Raw genomic sequence first — 16,787 nt, 5'->3', positions numbered from 1 at the left:
ATTAGACGAATGAACATACCACTAGGTTTAAAAACAACGTTTTTCTGGATACCTTGGTATTATTACCTTGGCCCAATGAAACCTCGGTAAGGCTTGCTCCTTCGTATCTATGCTGATAAAACTTTTTCAAATTTTATGCCTTTCTCTTTTTTGCAGCTTTTGGGCAGTGGGGCAAGATTATCAGTTTAGCCAGCAATATTCGAACCGCTTGTACCTAAACCCGGCCTATGCAGGTTTGCGCTCTGATTACAGCGTTACGGCCGCTTATCGCACCCAGTGGTTTAATTTAGATAAAGGATTTGTAACGCAGCAACTGGCTGCCGATTATAAATTTAAAAATAAGAAAACTTCGGCGGGCCTTATTGCTTCTTTAGATAAAGCGGGTTCGGCGGGGTTCACCCGCACGATGGTAGGTGGTATTTATGCCTATCAAACCAGATTAAACGAAAAATTTGCGGCAAGTGTCGCACTTCAAGCCTCGTATGGCTCGCAGTGTTTTTCTTTTAATGATTTAATTTTTGGCGACCAGTTAAGCAACGACGGTAATATTAACCCCACTTCACAGGAAAGTTACATTTACGATCCGGTATCTTATTTAAGTATAGCGGCTGGCGGTGTGCTTTACAACAATCAGTTTTGGGTTTCTTTGGCAGCGCATCATGCCAACCAACCCGCCATTGGTTTCGCCAATGAATCTAAATTACCGGTAAAGTTTACGGTAAACACCGGATATAAATTTTACGTGTCTAATTACTACCGCGATGCTTACTTATACGAGTTTAGTATAACTCCAACAATTACGTATACGCAACAACAATTTTTTAAAAAAACCGACCTTGGTTTATATCTAACGTATACGCCTGTAACGTTAGGAGTATTGTACAGGGGTTTACCGCTAACCGGCAATTTAGCTTATGATCAGTCGGTTGCTGTAATTGCGGGCGTTGTTTTAGAACCTTTTCGGATAGCGTACAGTTATGATGTAGTTTTTACTGGAGCCGGCAGCCGGAGCGGGGGAGCACACGAAATTGGAATATCTTTTGATAAGATCGATTACGACAAAATTTTTAAAAGCCGTGCATCTAAGAAAAATTATAAACATATCTCTTGTCCGGCATTTTAAATAGTGTTATTATTGCAGTAAATTCGGAAAATTAATATTTTTAGGAGCCAACAACTTTTATGAATTTGTTAAAATTTTTAGGTTACGCCGCCGCGAGCGCCGTTATTCTTACCGCTTGTAACAAAAAAGGGCATCCAACCAGTACCAACCCGGGCGATATTAGTGCTAAAACCGGTATTGAGTACAACACCGAGGAAGGTTTTCAGGTTGCCAGTTACGAACCATTGGCCGAAGGTCCCGGGCTTAAGTTTATTGAAGGTGGGCGTACCACGTTAGGTTCCATGGAAGAAGACGTAGCTATGACCCGCGATAACATTGAGCGGACGGTTACAGTGGCCTCCTTCTTTATGGACGAAACCGAAGTGGCTAACATTCACTGGTTAGAATATTTATCACACATTAAAAAAGATTCGGCAGAAGAAGTTTATACAAAAGCATTACCCGATACCACGGTTTGGCAACGGGAATTATCTTTTAACGACCCTTACGAGCAGTATTACCTGCGTTACCCTGGTTTCCGGTTTTACCCGGTAGTTGGCGTAAGCTGGGAACAAGCCAACGATTATTGCTTGTGGCGTACCGCCAAAGTAAACGAAAACATGGCCCGTAATGGTGGCGCAAGTAGTGGTGGCGGATTTAAGTTATTTGGCAAAAAGAAAAAAGGCGCCGCTGCCGAAGCTCCCGCCGAAGGTGGTTCTTTATCCATCGAATCGGGCCTAGTTTTACCGAATTACCGCCTGCCCACTGAAGCAGAATGGGAATACGCCGCACAGGCTATGATTGGTACTCAGTTAGATGAAGACGAAAATCAATCAAACAAACGGTTATACCCTTGGGATGGCCACCAAATGCGGAACCCTTACGGCAGACACCAAGGCCAGTTCTTAGCTAACTTTAAACGGGGTCGCGGTGATTATGCTGGTATTGCGGGTTCCTTAAACGATGGCGCTATGATTACCGAATGGGTTTACGCTTACCCAGCTAACGATTTTGGTTTATATAACATGGCTGGTAACGTAAACGAGTGGGTACAAGATGTGTACCGCCCATTATCTTTCCAAGACGTAGAAGATTTAAACCCGGTACGTCGGGGTGGCGGTATCAGCGACCCAGCAGCTAATTACGATGTAGCTGGTTTCCAGTCATTGATAAACGATGAAGTACGCGTATTTAAAGGTGGCTCCTGGAGAGACGTAGCTTACTGGTTATCGCCGGGTACTCGCCGGTTTATGGCGCAAGATTCAGCTACAGCAACTATTGGTTTCCGTTGCGCAATGATCAACACTGGTTCTAATAAATAAGAATTTATAAAAATATTAAAAAAGGCCTGCTAAACAGCAGGCCTTTTTTAATTTATGCTGCAGCAATTGCGGCTACACTTACCTCTTGCGCTCCGGCATCTAATAACACTAATGCACAAGCTTCCAGAGTTGCCCCAGTTGTCATTACATCGTCTACCAGCAAAATCCGTTTATTCTGAATAGTTGCAGGATTAACTACCTGAAACAACTCGCCTACATTCTGCCATCGTTCTAAACGCGTTTTCTTAGTTTGCGTGCTGGTATTGGCAGTACGTTTTAAAACATCGGATTGCCAGGAAACTTCTAAAATTTGCCCTAATCCTTTCGCAAAAGAATCGGATTGATTATAGCCACGTATTTTTAATTTTTGTTTATGTAAGGGTACTGGAGTAATTAAATCAAATTGCTGGTGGTAATTACTTTCTTTTAAATCGGCCCCGTACCAGTTGCCTAATATTTCGCCAACTTCTTCGTGCCCCTGGTATTTTAGAGCGTGTAATAACCTTTGTACCCGGCCCGACCGGGTAAAATATAAATAAGCAAAAGCATACTTAATGGGCACTTTGTTATAAAATCGTTGCAATAATTCGTTCTCCGGGTTAGCTGCTAAATGGCTGTTCGTATAGGGTAAATTAATCCGGCAATCAGTGCAAATAGCTTTTTCGCCGTGTTTAAGTAATTCTTGGCAAGCCAAACACGCCTGCGGATATAGCAAAGAGATAAAATCAGCGAATATATTCTTAATTGGAGCTAACATATCTGTTTAGAAAACGCCGCTATTTTGTAATTTTATAAACCAAACACTTTTGCTTATTAACTTGAAATTAGCAGTTGCTTTGTTAATGAGGCATACGTAAAATTTTTAAAAAATGAATAAAGTACAGGAATTTAATGATTACCGGACCCGCATGAACGAAAAAATAATGGCGGCCAATAATAAAGTTATTAAACGTTTTTTTAACCTCGATACGAATGCTTACCAGGAAGGTGCTTTAGACGTTAAAACCAAAGAAATGCTGGGCTTAGCCTGCTCGATGGTATTGCGCTGCGACGATTGCGTAAAATACCACTTAGGTAAATGCCAGGAATGCGGCGTAACAGACGAAGAAATATACGAGGTTTTTGCCATTGCTAATTTAATTGGGGGTTCTATTGTTATTCCCCATTTTAGAAGAGCCGTAGAGTACTGGGAAGAATTAAAAACAAGCTAATGGCAACCAGGCGCATTGATTACAACCCCGATTTTGAAAACCGGTGGTTAGAGCTCTTGCGGGATCTGCGGGAGAAATTTGGGAAAAACCTGCATCTAAACGGAATTCTTTTTTTAATCGGTATTCAGGAATTAGGGCAGGGTACTCGGGAGTTTACCAAAGAAGAAAAACAAGACTTGATGCACATTGCTACGTGCAAGTTATTCAGCCAGTCCGATTACTATGAATTCACGCACCGCGACGAAGACGGTTGGCCCCATTACCGCACCGTAAAAACCATCCCATCGGCTAATTTAAAAGAACAGGAACGTATGCTGAAATGGCATATTTTGGAATATTTTGATCAGGAAAATTAAATGAAAATTATTAGTTATAACGTAAATGGCATCCGCTCGGCGGTAAGTAAAGGATTTGTAGAATGGTTGCAGGCCGCCGACCCCGATGTAATTTGCTTGCAAGAAATAAAGTGCGACGAAGAAAAATTTGACAAACAGCTTTTCGAATCTTTAGGGTATCACGTGTACATTCATCCGGCGGTAAAAAAAGGCTACAGCGGTGTAGGCATATTCTCGAAGCAAAAGCCTAACAATGTAACCATAGGTTGCAGCAATGAATTATACGATGCCGAAGGCCGAGTTTTACGGGCTGATTTCAATGATTTTTCTGTGGTTAATGTGTACATGCCTTCTGGGTCGAGCGGCGATACGCGCCAGGATTTTAAAATGCAGTGGCTGGAGTATTTCTTACAATACATTAACCAACTACGCGCGCAATTGCCTAACTTAGTTATCTGTGGCGATTATAACATCTGTCACCAGCCCATTGATATCCATAATCCGAAGTCTAATGCCAACAGTTCAGGCTTTCTACCGGAAGAACGGGAGTGGTTCTCGCAATTTTTAAGTCATGGGTACATCGATTCGTTCCGGCACTTTAACCAGGAGCCACATAATTACACCTGGTGGAGTTACCGAGCCGGCGCCCGTAACAAAAACTTAGGCTGGCGCATTGATTATGCCATTGTTACTGAACCGCTCAAGAACCGTTTAAAACGAGCTGCTATTTTATCTGAGGCTAAACATTCCGATCATTGCCCGGTATTAGTGGAATTTACTCACGAAATAGCTTAATTGGATTATATCGTATTAACCAGCTTTACCGTTTTAATTTAAGCCTTAAGTTTCAGGCATATAACCCGTTCTAAATTATATTTACATTAACCGGATTACTTTAGATACGCTCACCTAATTACATGAACATCAATATTTTAGTTAATATTACTTGAATATTTTATTGTAGGTTATGAATCAGTATGTTACGATGGATATGGTTCTGCAGCATCTGCAGGCCTTCAAGAAAAAATTCTACCTTAATTTACTTATTAAAGGAAGCATTTTTTCAGCGGGATTGCTTTTAACTTTTTTTCTGGTTTATAACCTGTTGGAATACTTTTTTTACTTTCCGTACTACGTCCGGGCGTTTTTGTTCTTTTCATTTTTAGGAATAGTTGTCTACGCTTTTATGCGCTGGATCTTTGCGCCACTTAGCGCCTTCGCGAACTTTAAACGCTTATTAACCGATGAGCAAGCCGCCCAGAAAGTAGGAACCTTTTATCCGGAAATCAAAGACAAACTTTTAAACACCATCCAGCTTAAAGATCTCAGTAAAACCAATGACTTGATTGCAGCTAGTATTGAGCAAAAAAGCCAGCATTTGGTAAATTTTAAATTTGATGAAAGTGTAAAACTTCAGGAAAATAAGCCATTGTTAAAGTACGTGCTAATTCCGGTTGGCTTGATGCTAGCTGTTACTATAATTTACCCTAATCTATTTGTGAAGGGTACAGAGCGTATTATTAACTACAAAAAGTATTATGCCCCCGAAGCTCCCTTCCAATTTATTGTGGAAAACCCAAAGCTGGAGACCTTCCGCAACGAAGATTTTGAACTGATTGTCAAGCTCGAAGGAAAAACGATACCGAACGAAATTAAGGTATTATACAACGGCCGCGAACAAAATTTAACCCGGAACAAAAACAATACTTTTTCTTATACTTTCCAGAATTTACAAAAACCGGTTGCTTTCCAGTTGGCTGGTTCCGGCTTTTATTCGGAGGGTTACCTACTTCATGTTCTCTCCCGGCCTAACATTAAAGATTTTAACTTACAAGTTCAATATCCCAAATATTTAGCGAAAAAGCCCGAAGTAATTAATAACACCGGCAGCATTACCGTACCCGAAGGCAGCACCGTTACCTGGAATTTTGCTACGATGGCTACCGAACAATTGGAATTAGCCTTTACTAATCCAAATTCAACTCTGGCCGCTACCCACGACGAAACTAATTTTACAGTAAGTAAAAAAATTAACAGCACGCAGGAATACGAAGTACGGCTTAAGAATCGCTACAGTGGTAACAAAGATAAAATGAGCTTTTTGATTACTTCGATTCCGGACCGGGCACCCGAAATTACGCTGGAAAGCTTTCAGGATTCTGCTGGTTACGACAATCTGGTTTTAGGTGGTACCGTAGCTGATGATTATGGTTTATCGCGGCTAAGCATTCACTACCGGGTTACAACGGGTAATAACCCCAAAGAGGGAGGTTATAAAACCATACCATTGCGATTAGAACCGCAACAGAATAGCCAATCGTATTACTATCCCTGGAACGTAGCTAATTTACGTATCGGGCCAGGACAGCAACTCGAGTACTTTGTACAGGTTTGGGACAACGATGGCATCCGGGGACCTAAAAGCACCCGCTCGCAAGTATTATCGCTTAAAGTACCTTCGCGCTCCGAGTTAAATAAAGAAATTTCTTCTAATGCCAAGTCGATGCAGAGCCAAATGAGCAAATCGGTTCAGAAAGCGCAAAAACTACAAGAACAGATTTCGCAATCCGAAGAAAAGCTAAAAACGAAAAAAGAGCTGAATTGGCAAGACAAAAAGCAAATGGAAGATTTGCTTGAGAAAAAGAAACAACTTGAGCGCGATATTAACGCCATGAAGCAATCGTTTGATCAGCTAAACCAACAACAAGATAAGGTAGATGAGAAAAGCCTGCAGTTAGCCGAGAAAACAAAGCAGTTGCAAAAACTGATGGAAGATTTACTCGACGAAGAAACCAAAAAACTATACGAGGAACTTGAGAAACTATTGCAACAGCAAATGCCCAATGAGCGCGAGCTACAAAAACTTTTAGATAAACTTGACCAAAAAGAAAATAATTTAGAAAAAGAACTGGAACGGGCTTTAGAATTATTTAAGCAATTGCAATTCGAACAAAAACTCGAAAGTGCCACCGATAAGCTGAATGAGTTGGCCAAAGAGCAAGAACAGCTTTCCGAAAAAACAGAAGATAAAAAAGCACCCAATCAAGAACTGCAGCAAGAACAGGAAAATTTAAAAAAACAATTTGAAGCCGTTAAAAAAGAGCTAGATGATTTAGAAAAGCTAAACCAGGAACTGGAAGACAAAAATCAACTGGAAGATACTAAGCAGGAAGAAAACCAGATTGAGCAGGAAATGCAGAATAGTCAGGAATCGTTAGATAAAAAGCAAAATAAAAAAGCAGCACAGTCGCAGAAAAATGCCGCCGAAAAAATGCAGCAGATGGCTCAGAAAATGGAACAAGAAGCTGACAGCAACAGCATGGAAGAAGCGCAGCAAAACCTGGATCATTTGCGCGATATACTAAACAACCTGATTAAACTTTCTTTCGACCAGGAAGAACTCATGAAATCTTTCCGGAGTGTAAGCCAAAGTGACCCCCGGTTTATTACCTTAGGGCAGCAGCAGTTAAAGCTAAAAGATGATGCTAAAATTATTGAAGATAGCTTGTACTCCTTAGCCAAGAAAGTATTTCAGATTCAGTCTTTCGTTACCCGCGAAGTAGGAGCTATGAACAATAATATTTCGGAAAGTTTGAATCAGATTAGAGATCGTAACGTAGGAAAAGCAACCATGCACCAGCAACTCACCATGACATCGGTGAATAATTTGGCGTTGATGCTGAACGATGCTTTAAAGCAAATGCAGCAGCAAATGGCCATGGCTGCCAAAATGCAAGGCAAAGGTAAACCAAAACCGGGTGGTAAACCTAAGCCAGGTTCTGGCGAAATGGGCAAAATGCAGCAAATGCTTAACCAGAAAATGGAAGATTTAAAAAAAGGGAATCTGTCGGGTAAAGCACTTTCGGAAGAGTTAGCTAAATTAGCCGCCGAGCAACAACGTTTACGAAACGCCTTAAAAGAGCTAGAGAAACAAGGCGGCAAAGAAGGTAAAGGAACCAAAGAGGAGGGAGGCGAAGGTAGCGGCGGTAAGCTGGACAAATTAAACAAAATGATGGAACAAACCGAAACCGATCTCGTTAATAAACGACTTACAGAACAAACCATCATGCGGCAGCGCGAAATTTTAACCCGTTTGCTAGAAGCTGAGAAGTCGGCAAGAGAAAGAGAACTGGATAATAAGCGGGAATCACAATCGGGTAAAGAAATAGCCCGTGCCGTGCCGCCATCGTTTGAAAAGTATATTAAAAACAAAGAAAAGCAAACAGAATTACTTAAAACTATTTCGCCAGCCTTTACTCCTTATTATAAGAAAGAGGTAAACGAATATTTTCAAAAAATTGGTAAATAACTTTGCATATATTAGCGCAATTAAAAAACTATTATGGATCAAATTAAAATTCAGATTCCTTCTCTCATTGAAAACATTCGGGTAGTAGAAAGCTTTATAGACAACTCGAAAGAAAAGTTTCACATCGAAGATGACATATACGGCAATATTATGGTAGCCGTAACCGAATCTGTGAACAATGCTATCCGGCATGGCAATAAGTTTGATAAAGATAAAAATGTTTATTTATCGCTTTACGTAGAACCCGATTTGCTGCGGTTTGAAGTGCAGGACGAAGGCAATGGCTTTGATGCCGAAGCGCTCACTGACCCTACTGCGCCGGAAAACTTAGAAAACCCAGGTGGCCGCGGTATTTTCCTGATGAAACATTTATGCGATGAAGTTAAATTCACTAACGACGGCCGCAATGTTCAATTAACTTTTTACATTAATAATGCTTGATTTACCAATTGAGTTTATAGCCGAGGATATCCCGTTTCAAGTTCCAGACGAAGAAAAAATTAAAAAATGGATAGTCCAGGTAATAGAAGACTACGACTTTGAACTAGAAAATTTAACGTTTATATTCTGTTCCGATAATTACTTACTTGATGTAAATGTAACTTACCTGGATCACGATACACTTACCGATATTATTACCTTCGATAACTCCGATGAAGACGATACGATAGAAGGGGATATATTTATAAGCATCGACCGGGTAAAGGAAAACGCCACTAATTTTAACGTATCTTTTTTAGAAGAACTGCACCGTGTAATCATACACGGTGTTTTGCATTTAATAGGGTTCGATGATAAATCAGATTTGAGTAAATCTGAAATGCGGCAAAAAGAAGATTACTGGTTATCTTTGCGGGATTTTACAGCAAACGGAATTTAATCTACCTTCATCATTGTTTCACGTGAAACACACTAATCAAAATTTATGATCACCACAAAATACGACGTAATAGTTGTAGGCGCAGGACACGCCGGATGCGAAGCCGCCGCTGCTGCTGCCCGCATGGGTTCCAAAGTCCTGCTCGTAACTATGAACATGAATACTATTGCCCAAATGTCCTGCAATCCGGCTATGGGTGGTGTAGCTAAAGGACAAATAGTACGCGAAATTGATGCCTTAGGCGGGCAAAGCGGCATCATCACGGATAAAACCATGATCCAGTTCCGGATGCTGAACTTATCTAAAGGCCCGGCTATGTGGAGCCCCCGTGCCCAAAGCGACCGCATGCGTTTTGCAGAAGAATGGCGCTTAAACCTGGAGCAAACTGCTAACATTGATTTCTGGCAGGAAATGGCGGCTAGCATTTTAGTAGAAGGAGGTAAAGCAGCCGGTATTAAAACAGCTTTAGGTATTGAGTTTAGATCAGAAGCCGTTATTTTAACGAATGGCACTTTCCTGAATGGAATCATTCATATCGGTGAAAAACAATTTGGTGGTGGACGCGCCGCCGAAAGAGCAGCCACAGGAATAACCGAGCAATTGATTTCGTTAGGCTTTGAGGCTGGCCGTATGAAAACCGGTACCCCACCCCGGGTAGATGGTCGTTCCCTGGATTACTCCCGCATGGAAGAACAAAAAGGCGACGAAAATCCGTCTAAGTTTTCGTACACCAACACCAAGCCGCTAGAGCAACAACGCAGTTGTTATATTACTTACACCAGTACGGCAACGCACGAAATTTTAAAAACTGGTTTCGAAAAATCGCCCATGTTTCAGGGCCGGATTCAAGGTTTAGGTCCACGTTATTGCCCTTCTATTGAAGATAAAATTAACCGCTTTGCAGATAAAGACCGGCACCAGATATTCGTAGAGCCCGAAGGTTGGAGCACCGTAGAAATATACGTAAATGGTTTTTCCAGTTCTTTACCCGAAGACGTACAATACAAGGCCCTACGCACCATTGCGGGTTTTGAAAATGCCAAGATGTTCCGCCCCGGTTACGCTATCGAATACGATTTCTTTCCACCAACCCAGCTAAACTTAACTTTAGAAACCAAGTTAGTAGAGAACCTATACTTTGCTGGCCAGATAAACGGCACCACTGGTTACGAAGAAGCCGCTTGCCAGGGCTTAATGGCCGGTATAAACGCGCATAATAAGATAAACCAAAAAGAACCTTTTATATTAAAACGCTCCGAAGCTTACATTGGCGTTTTGATTGATGACCTGGTAAATAAGGGCACCGAAGAACCTTACCGCATGTTTACTTCCCGTGCGGAACACCGCATTTTATTACGCCAGGATAATGCCGATATCCGCTTAACTAAAAAAGGATTTGACTTAGGTTTAGCCAGTCAGGAACGTTTAGATCTGGTTAACCGCAAAATTACCGAAACGCAGGAAGTTATTGATTACCTCAATAACAAATCAATAGAACCATCTGAAATAAACGAAATTTTACAACGTTTAAACTCTGCGCCTATAACAGAAAAAGCCAAAGCCGGTAATTTGATCAAAAGACCAAACGTGGATATTGCCCACATTGCAGAAGCAGTGCCGGCTATTCAAAATTATCTGAGTAAATATTTAGTCGAAAGCATTGAGCAAGCTTCTATTGCCGTAAAATATGCCAGCTACATCGATAAAGAACATCAAATGGCAAACCGCATAGAAGAGCTAGAGAATTATATTATTAAAGAACGGCTCGACTATAAAAATATGCCGGCACTTTCGAAAGAAGCCCGCGAAAAATTATTAAAAATAAACCCCGAAACCATTGGTCAGGCTTCCCGCATCAGTGGCGTTTCGCCAGCGGATATATCCATATTAATGGTATACTTAGGAAAGTAAATGAATTACGAACGTCTGGAGCATTGCCCCATTTGCAACAAAGAAAGTTTCAAAAACTTTATGGTTGTAAAGGATAATTCCGTTTCTAAAGAAAGCTTTGTTATAGTTCAATGCGATAATTGCGGCTTTAAATTCACGAACCCCAGGCCCGATGAAGCAAGCATTGGTCAGTACTACCAATCAGAAGAATACATCTCGCATACCAACAAGGCTACCAGTATAACCAACCAAGCCTATAAACTTGTAAGAACATATACTATTAAGCAGAAAGTTGATTTAATAAATCGACTTTCTGCTAAAGGAGCTATTCTGGATTATGGCTGTGGTACCGGCAATTTTTTGGCAGCATGTAAGAAAAATGGCTGGCAGGTTCAAGGCTACGAACCAAGCGAGCTAGCCCGTGCTCAAGCAGAAGAACTATTAACTCAGAAAATACTGAATGCTAGCATCGCTCTAGAAACAATTCCTAAAGAAAGCTTTCAGGTAATTACTTTATGGCATGTATTAGAGCACATCCATACCTTAAATGATACCTTTAAGAAGCTGGTACAATTAACTAAACCTGAAGGCAAGCTGATTATTGCGGTACCTAACGCTGATTCGCATGATGCCCAAGTTTACAGAGAAAATTGGGCGGCGTACGATGTACCACGCCACTTGTACCACTTCAATCAGGCAACTATGAAGCGTTTTTTAAAAAAACACAAAATAGAGTTGACTGAAGTTATCCCGATGAAATTTGATGCTTATTATGTGAGTTTATTAAGCGAGAAATACAAGTCTGGAAACACAGCTATTGTGAAATCGGTACTTACAGGTTTAAAATCTAATAACCACGCCAGCAAAAACGCAAACGATTATTCGAGTTTAATTTATGTTGGTAAAAAGATCTAAATTTTAGATTTTAATTTATGTAATTAGTTGATATTATTTTAGATGTAAATCCTAAAATAATATCAACTAATTGAGTTATCAACATAGGTAGATTTTAAAATTAGTTTCTCTTAAGTTTTATTCTAAATCTTTTCTTTGCTCCTAAATCCGAATGTTTATTTCCCGAAAACTATTAAACTATACTATTTTATTAATAACATGTGGTTGCGCCAGCATCAGTCCACCGGAAGGAGGAGAGAAAGATATTCTAAGTCCGGAATTGGTAAGCAGTACTCCGGCAAACAAGGCGCTCCAAGTATCGGGTAAAACAATTACTTTGCGCTTTAACGAGGAGGTCCGTTTAAAAGACTTTAACCGGCAACTCATTATATCACCGAGTACCGAAAACCAGATTACATCGGAAGTAGACCGGGAAGAAGTTAAACTAACTTTCGAAAAAGAGTTCCTACCCAACACTACTTATTACCTAAATTTCCGGGAAGGCATAGAAGACATAACAGAAGGGAATAAACCTAAAAATCTTACTTTAACCTTTAGTACCGGTGCCTATCTGGACTCTGGCCAGGTACAAGGTGTAGTTACCGATTTACTAACAAGTGAACCGGCAAAAAACATTAATGTAGTTTTGTATAACGTAAACGACACCACTACCATCCGCAAAAACAAACCTTATTATCTAACAAAAACAGATGATCAAGGAAACTACGTTTTGCAAAATATTAAATACGGCACTTATAACCTGTACGCACATCAGGATAAAAACAACGATAATATCTATAACGACGAGAAAGAAAACATTGGGTATTTAGCTACTCCAGTAGAAATTACGGCTCAAACACCCCCTCAGGATTTACAATTAGTAAGAATAGATACCAAGCCGCCTTTTATCTCAAGCAGGCAGCCTTACCTAGATGAGTACCACCTAAACTATAACGAAGGAATTACAGCCATAAAAATTGCCGGCGGCGATTCTACAGATCTATATAGTTTTATAGGCCAGAACACGAAAACTGTACGTTTTTTCCCAAATACAAATCAAATAAAAGGCAAATATTTTATTACAGCGCAAGATTCTGCCGGCAATGCTAAAACCGATACCGTTAATATTGCTTTTAGCGGTAAAAAAGCCCGTAGGAATCCGACCTTTCAAGTTTTACCTAAAGCCAGCCAAGTAAAGGGTAATGAGCAATTTCAGTTAATATTTGATGCGCCACTGCGCTTAACTAATGGTCCCTTATTAACATTAGTTGAAGATTCGCTTACAAACCGGGTATTAACTTATCCACAGGAGGTAAAGGCTAATAGTAGTAAAAATATCTTGCTGTTTAACCTTAATTCTAAGGCTAAAGAAACAATTGACATAGTAGCTGATACTACTGTTTTAATTCCGGTTTCGGGTGATCGTTTTAAAAAGCAAAAACTAAATTTAACCATCTCTGAAAAAGATCAGGGAGGAAGTATCGACTTGAAACTTAAAACAGATTACAAGAAATACTTTTTAGAACTGCTGGATAAAGATTTTAAAATTTTAAAAACATACAATTCGCCTACATCTTTTTCTATTAACGACCTGGAACCTGGCACCTATAGAATAAGAGTTAAAATAGATGAAGATTTAAATGGAACATGGCGAGCTGGTAATCCGGATCTTAAAACAATTCCCGAAAAAGTAATTAATTTACCAAGGCCCATTGAAGTAAGAGTAAATTGGGTGCAAGATGTACCTTTCGAGTTTTAAACCGCATAAAATTGAAAAGCCAGATTAAATCTGGCTTTTTTTATTGGCTTATAAACTAACACGACTAATAACTTGTGGAAAAGTAGGGATAAAAAGCGCATAATTATTATCCAAGGCTGCTTAAAGGCAAGCTTTGCTTTAATAAAATAGAGCGCTGTGGGAAAAAGAAGTTTAATTCAATGCTATTTTTTAAATTATTCACGTGTTTACAAAACAACCGAAATTAACAAACCTGAAAGTGGATATGTGGATATTTTTGTTAAACCTTTCTAATTAAAACAGATATACAGATTATATCGGTTTATAAAAGCTAATAACTAGTGGAATAAAAACCAAAAATGGTGTAAAAAGCGAAAAGAGTTTAATTATCCACTTATAAACAGCCTTAACGACGAAGATTTAAAAATTTAAGATTTAATTTTTTTTATAATGAGTCTATTGAAAATGTGGAAAGAGGGAAAACTTTAAAGATTTAGATTTGAGTCCGGGCAAAAAAAGAATTTTTTAAAAATTATGCCGTTTGATTATACCATAGATTTCAGGAATACCGATTTCCGGAAAAATCCGGAATTATACCGGGTAGGGAAGGGCGAACAAGGCGTGCTGCTGGTAGAACCCTATAAATCGGAGATATTGCCGTACTGGCGCTTTAAAACGCCTGAAATTGCAGAACAATCGGCTGAGAAGATATACAGTTTATTTACTGCGTATTTAAAAGCACAGGACTTTATCGGCGCCGATATGGCCCGCAAGTTTTTACAAATGGGATATACGCGGTCGCGGCGCTATGCTAACCATAAATCCGGCAGAAAGTATAAACAAAATCCCCAGCATGAGCCAACTAAAGAATTAGAAAAACAAGCTCGCGAAAATTACTTATTACCCCGCGAGGAAGACGCCGTAAAAGCTGCTTCGGCTGCTATTTTTAAGAAAAAGTGGCAAGCCGCTAAAGAGAATGCATTATACCAACAATTAATGCAGGAACATAAAGCCAAATACGGCTTGTAAAAAATAATAAGCTTAATTTTGCTGATTATATCGGCTCCAGATAAAAGGCGTAACTTAATTTATTAAACACAAAAACAATGAAAGAAAACGAAATAAAGCTCGGTACGGGAATAAGCAATATCTATTTTGGATTTACTATGGACCAGGTAAAAGATATTATGGGCGAACCCGAAGAGATAGAAGAATCAGATGACGACGATGAGTTTGAGCACAAAGCTTTTAACTACTGGGAAAAAGGATATTCTTTTTTCTTCGACCGGGAAGATGATTACCGGCTAAGTTGCATTCAAACAGAAAATGACGAGGCTCAATTATTTAGCACCAACGTTATTCAAAAATCGACGAAAGAACTAAAGGAGCTTTTGCAAAAAAATAATTTAGTTGATTACGAAACAGAAAAATTAGAAACCGGCGAAATTAGATGGTCTTTTGAACAGGAAATGTTGGACTTGTACTTTGAAGAGGATAAGCTTATTGCCATAAACTTTGGTGTATTTATTAACGATGACCTGGAAGTGCAATGGCCTTCAGAAGGGCAGGAAAAATAAAATTTTAAAAATTACGGGAAATAAAAAAAGCCGCAAGTTATCTGCGGCTTTTTTATTATATGAAAAGCTTACTTAAGCAATCCAGCGGAAAATTAGGAAGAGAATACCCGCCAAAAACATAGACACCGGCAAAGTTAAAACCCAAGCCAAAGCAATATTGCGAATAGTGCCCGGGTTAAGATTACGAATACCTTTATTGGCCACCATACTACCCGCAATACCCGACGACAAAATATGGGTAGTACTTACGGGTAATTTAAAAATAAAGGTAGAAAAGCCAATTACGCCGGCAGCCATTAATTCAGCCGAAGCACCTTGAGCGTACGTTAAATGTTCTTTCCCAATTTTTTCGCCAATGGTTTTTACAATGCGTTTCCAGCCAATCATGGTTCCGCAGCCCAACGACATGGCAATCATTAAAATCACCCAGTCTGGCGCATAATCGGTAAAAGACCGCAGGGTGCTGATATTTTCTTTTAAAATATTGCGATCGGTTTGGCTAAGTGCAATGCCGGTGCTGGACAAAACTTTTTCTGAGTCCTTGGCTAATAAAAGAATATCTCTTCTGATTAAGAACCGACTTTTTTTCGGTAAGTCATCCATCGTTTTTACTGAAGTAAATAGCTGATGCAAATCCCTTGCTTCTTCTTTCATACTTGTTACCACTTCTAGATCTACTTTAGCTATAGTGGCAGTATCAATCTGGTTTATCGTTTGTTCTACCTGGGCCAGCGAAGCTTGCATTACTACCGGGTTTTTACTGTTATCCAGCGCAAAGAAAGAAGGTACAATGCCAATTAAAATTAACATTACTAAACCCACGCCTTTTTGCCCATCGTTGGAGCCGTGGAAAAAAGAAACCAGGGTACAAGTTAAAATCAGGATTAAACGGATCCAGAGGGGCGGTGGCTTGCGTTTGTGCGGCTGCCGGAAAATGGCTTTATTTTTAACAAACCGTTTTAATATAAACATTAAAAATACGGTTAAAGTAAAACCTAAAAATGGCGACACAATTAAAGATAAACCTGTTTTTATGGCTTCGTCCCAGTTTACGGCTGCCCCCGAGGTATTATCGGGCAGCAAGGAAAAAGCCACGCCTACCCCCAGAATAGAACCAATTAAGGTGTGGGAGCTGGAAGAAGGCAAGCCATAATACCAGGTACCTAAATTCCAGAGAATAGCACTTAAAAGTAAAGCGCCAATCATGGCAATGCCATGATAAATATTCTGATCGATGAGCGCTTCTACGGGTAACAAGTAAACGATACCCATAGCTACGCCAATACCGCCGGCAAATACCCCGATAAAGTTCCAGAAAGCGGACCAGACTACCGCCACCCACGGACGTAGGGTGTTCGTGTAAATAACAGTGGCTACAGCGTTGGCGGTATCATGAAAACCATTTACGAATTCAAAGGCGCAAGCCGCTAGTAAGCAAAGAAAAAGGAGGAGCAGAAGGTGAGTTTCTAATCCGAGCATACAGGTTGGTTGAGGTTGGATAAATTATCCGCAAAATTAAAGCAATTTGC

At 39.9% G+C, this 16,787-nt stretch carries 15 protein-coding genes; 13 read left to right on the top strand and 2 right to left on the bottom strand.

Annotated elements, in window-relative coordinates; all coding sequences use genetic code 11:
* Positions 1 to 109: 109 nt before the first annotated feature.
* Together HUW51_RS08060 and gldJ are read left to right on the top strand one after the other, a co-directional pair.
* Complete coding sequence (locus tag HUW51_RS08060; protein ID WP_185273462.1) at positions 110 to 1,123, top strand: PorP/SprF family type IX secretion system membrane protein; 1,014 nt, start codon at positions 110 to 112, stop codon at positions 1,121 to 1,123.
* A 59-nt stretch (positions 1,124 to 1,182) separates the two neighbouring features.
* The gene (gene gldJ / locus HUW51_RS08055) at positions 1,183 to 2,424 is read left to right on the top strand and encodes a gliding motility lipoprotein GldJ (protein ID WP_185273461.1); all 1,242 of its coding nucleotides are present in this window, start codon (positions 1,183 to 1,185) and stop codon (positions 2,422 to 2,424) included.
* A 52-nt stretch (positions 2,425 to 2,476) separates the two neighbouring features.
* Here the strand turns inward: gldJ and HUW51_RS08050 are convergent, their stop codons facing one another.
* The gene (locus HUW51_RS08050) at positions 2,477 to 3,181 is read right to left on the bottom strand and encodes a ComF family protein (protein ID WP_185273460.1); all 705 of its coding nucleotides are present in this window, start codon (positions 3,179 to 3,181) and stop codon (positions 2,477 to 2,479) included.
* A 112-nt stretch (positions 3,182 to 3,293) separates the two neighbouring features.
* Between HUW51_RS08050 and HUW51_RS08045 the strand changes: the two genes are divergently transcribed.
* From HUW51_RS08045 to HUW51_RS07995, 11 genes are all read left to right on the top strand, one after another.
* Entirely contained in the window at positions 3,294 to 3,635 is a 342-nt protein-coding gene (locus HUW51_RS08045) for a carboxymuconolactone decarboxylase family protein (protein ID WP_185273459.1), read from the top strand.
* Positions 3,635 to 3,991, top strand: coding sequence for a hypothetical protein (locus tag HUW51_RS08040; protein ID WP_185273458.1), 357 nt, complete (start codon positions 3,635 to 3,637; stop codon positions 3,989 to 3,991). The genes HUW51_RS08045 and HUW51_RS08040 overlap by 1 nt, the downstream gene beginning before the upstream one ends.
* Positions 3,992 to 4,765: an exodeoxyribonuclease III gene (locus HUW51_RS08035; protein WP_185273457.1), complete on the top strand. Its 774-nt coding sequence runs from the start codon at positions 3,992 to 3,994 to the stop codon at positions 4,763 to 4,765.
* 391 nt (positions 4,766 to 5,156) lie between these two features.
* On the top strand, positions 5,157 to 8,279 hold the full coding sequence (locus tag HUW51_RS08030) for a DUF4175 family protein (protein ID WP_228466966.1): 3,123 nt from the start codon (positions 5,157 to 5,159) through the stop codon (positions 8,277 to 8,279).
* A gap of 33 nt (positions 8,280 to 8,312) precedes the next feature.
* A complete protein-coding gene (locus HUW51_RS08025; RefSeq protein ID WP_185273455.1) occupies positions 8,313 to 8,720 on the top strand; it encodes an ATP-binding protein in 408 nt (135 codons plus the stop codon).
* Positions 8,713 to 9,159, top strand: a complete 447-nt coding sequence (gene ybeY / locus HUW51_RS08020) for an rRNA maturation RNase YbeY (RefSeq protein WP_185273454.1) — start codon at positions 8,713 to 8,715, stop codon at positions 9,157 to 9,159. The genes HUW51_RS08025 and ybeY overlap by 8 nt, the downstream gene beginning before the upstream one ends.
* 48 nt (positions 9,160 to 9,207) lie before the next feature.
* Positions 9,208 to 11,070 (top strand): tRNA uridine-5-carboxymethylaminomethyl(34) synthesis enzyme MnmG, encoded by a 1,863-nt coding sequence (gene mnmG, locus HUW51_RS08015; protein ID WP_185274465.1) that lies wholly within the window; start codon positions 9,208 to 9,210, stop codon positions 11,068 to 11,070.
* Entirely contained in the window at positions 11,071 to 11,964 is an 894-nt protein-coding gene (locus HUW51_RS08010; protein ID WP_185273453.1) for a class I SAM-dependent methyltransferase, read from the top strand. It begins immediately after the preceding gene.
* Positions 11,965 to 12,115: 151 nt separating this feature from the next.
* Positions 12,116 to 13,702 carry an Ig-like domain-containing domain gene (locus HUW51_RS08005; protein ID WP_185273452.1) on the top strand — a complete coding sequence of 529 codons (1,587 nt, stop codon included), beginning with the start codon at positions 12,116 to 12,118 and terminating at the stop codon, positions 13,700 to 13,702.
* A 513-nt stretch (positions 13,703 to 14,215) separates the two neighbouring features.
* The gene (locus HUW51_RS08000; protein ID WP_185273451.1) at positions 14,216 to 14,710 is read left to right on the top strand and encodes a DUF4385 domain-containing protein; all 495 of its coding nucleotides are present in this window, start codon (positions 14,216 to 14,218) and stop codon (positions 14,708 to 14,710) included.
* A gap of 77 nt (positions 14,711 to 14,787) precedes the next feature.
* On the top strand, positions 14,788 to 15,258 hold the full coding sequence (locus tag HUW51_RS07995; protein ID WP_185273450.1) for a hypothetical protein: 471 nt from the start codon (positions 14,788 to 14,790) through the stop codon (positions 15,256 to 15,258).
* Between the two features lie 72 nt (positions 15,259 to 15,330).
* Here the strand turns inward: HUW51_RS07995 and HUW51_RS07990 are convergent, their stop codons facing one another.
* Positions 15,331 to 16,737, bottom strand: a complete 1,407-nt coding sequence (locus HUW51_RS07990) for an inorganic phosphate transporter (RefSeq protein ID WP_185273449.1) — start codon at positions 16,735 to 16,737, stop codon at positions 15,331 to 15,333.
* Positions 16,738 to 16,787 lie beyond the last annotated feature (50 nt).

Origin of the sequence: Adhaeribacter swui (assembly GCF_014217805.1) — a bacterium.
In the GTDB taxonomy this organism is placed as follows: domain Bacteria; phylum Bacteroidota; class Bacteroidia; order Cytophagales; family Hymenobacteraceae; genus Adhaeribacter; species Adhaeribacter swui.
The sequence above is the reverse complement of the archived record's forward strand: the minus strand, read 5'-3'. Positions and strand labels throughout refer to the sequence as shown.

Excerpts from the sequence above, each read along its gene's own strand:
- HUW51_RS08030 (WP_228466966.1), top strand. The coding sequence starts at position 5,157 with ATGCGCTGGATCTTTGCGCCACTTAGCGCCTTCGCGAACTTTAAACGC.
- ybeY (WP_185273454.1), top strand. The coding sequence starts at position 8,713 with ATGCTTGATTTACCAATTGAGTTTATAGCCGAGGATATCCCGTTTCAA.
- HUW51_RS08005 (WP_185273452.1), top strand. The coding sequence starts at position 12,116 with ATGTTTATTTCCCGAAAACTATTAAACTATACTATTTTATTAATAACA.
- HUW51_RS08040 (WP_185273458.1), top strand. The coding sequence starts at position 3,635 with ATGGCAACCAGGCGCATTGATTACAACCCCGATTTTGAAAACCGGTGG.
- HUW51_RS08000 (WP_185273451.1), top strand. The coding sequence starts at position 14,216 with ATGCCGTTTGATTATACCATAGATTTCAGGAATACCGATTTCCGGAAA.
- HUW51_RS08035 (WP_185273457.1), top strand. The coding sequence starts at position 3,992 with ATGAAAATTATTAGTTATAACGTAAATGGCATCCGCTCGGCGGTAAGT.
- HUW51_RS07995 (WP_185273450.1), top strand. The coding sequence starts at position 14,788 with ATGAAAGAAAACGAAATAAAGCTCGGTACGGGAATAAGCAATATCTAT.
- HUW51_RS08050 (WP_185273460.1), bottom strand. The coding sequence starts at position 3,181 with ATGTTAGCTCCAATTAAGAATATATTCGCTGATTTTATCTCTTTGCTA.
- gldJ (WP_185273461.1), top strand. The coding sequence starts at position 1,183 with ATGAATTTGTTAAAATTTTTAGGTTACGCCGCCGCGAGCGCCGTTATT.
- HUW51_RS08010 (WP_185273453.1), top strand. The coding sequence starts at position 11,071 with ATGAATTACGAACGTCTGGAGCATTGCCCCATTTGCAACAAAGAAAGT.
- HUW51_RS08025 (WP_185273455.1), top strand. The coding sequence starts at position 8,313 with ATGGATCAAATTAAAATTCAGATTCCTTCTCTCATTGAAAACATTCGG.
- HUW51_RS08045 (WP_185273459.1), top strand. The coding sequence starts at position 3,294 with ATGAATAAAGTACAGGAATTTAATGATTACCGGACCCGCATGAACGAA.
- HUW51_RS07990 (WP_185273449.1), bottom strand. The coding sequence starts at position 16,737 with ATGCTCGGATTAGAAACTCACCTTCTGCTCCTCCTTTTTCTTTGCTTA.
- HUW51_RS08060 (WP_185273462.1), top strand. The coding sequence starts at position 110 with ATGCTGATAAAACTTTTTCAAATTTTATGCCTTTCTCTTTTTTGCAGC.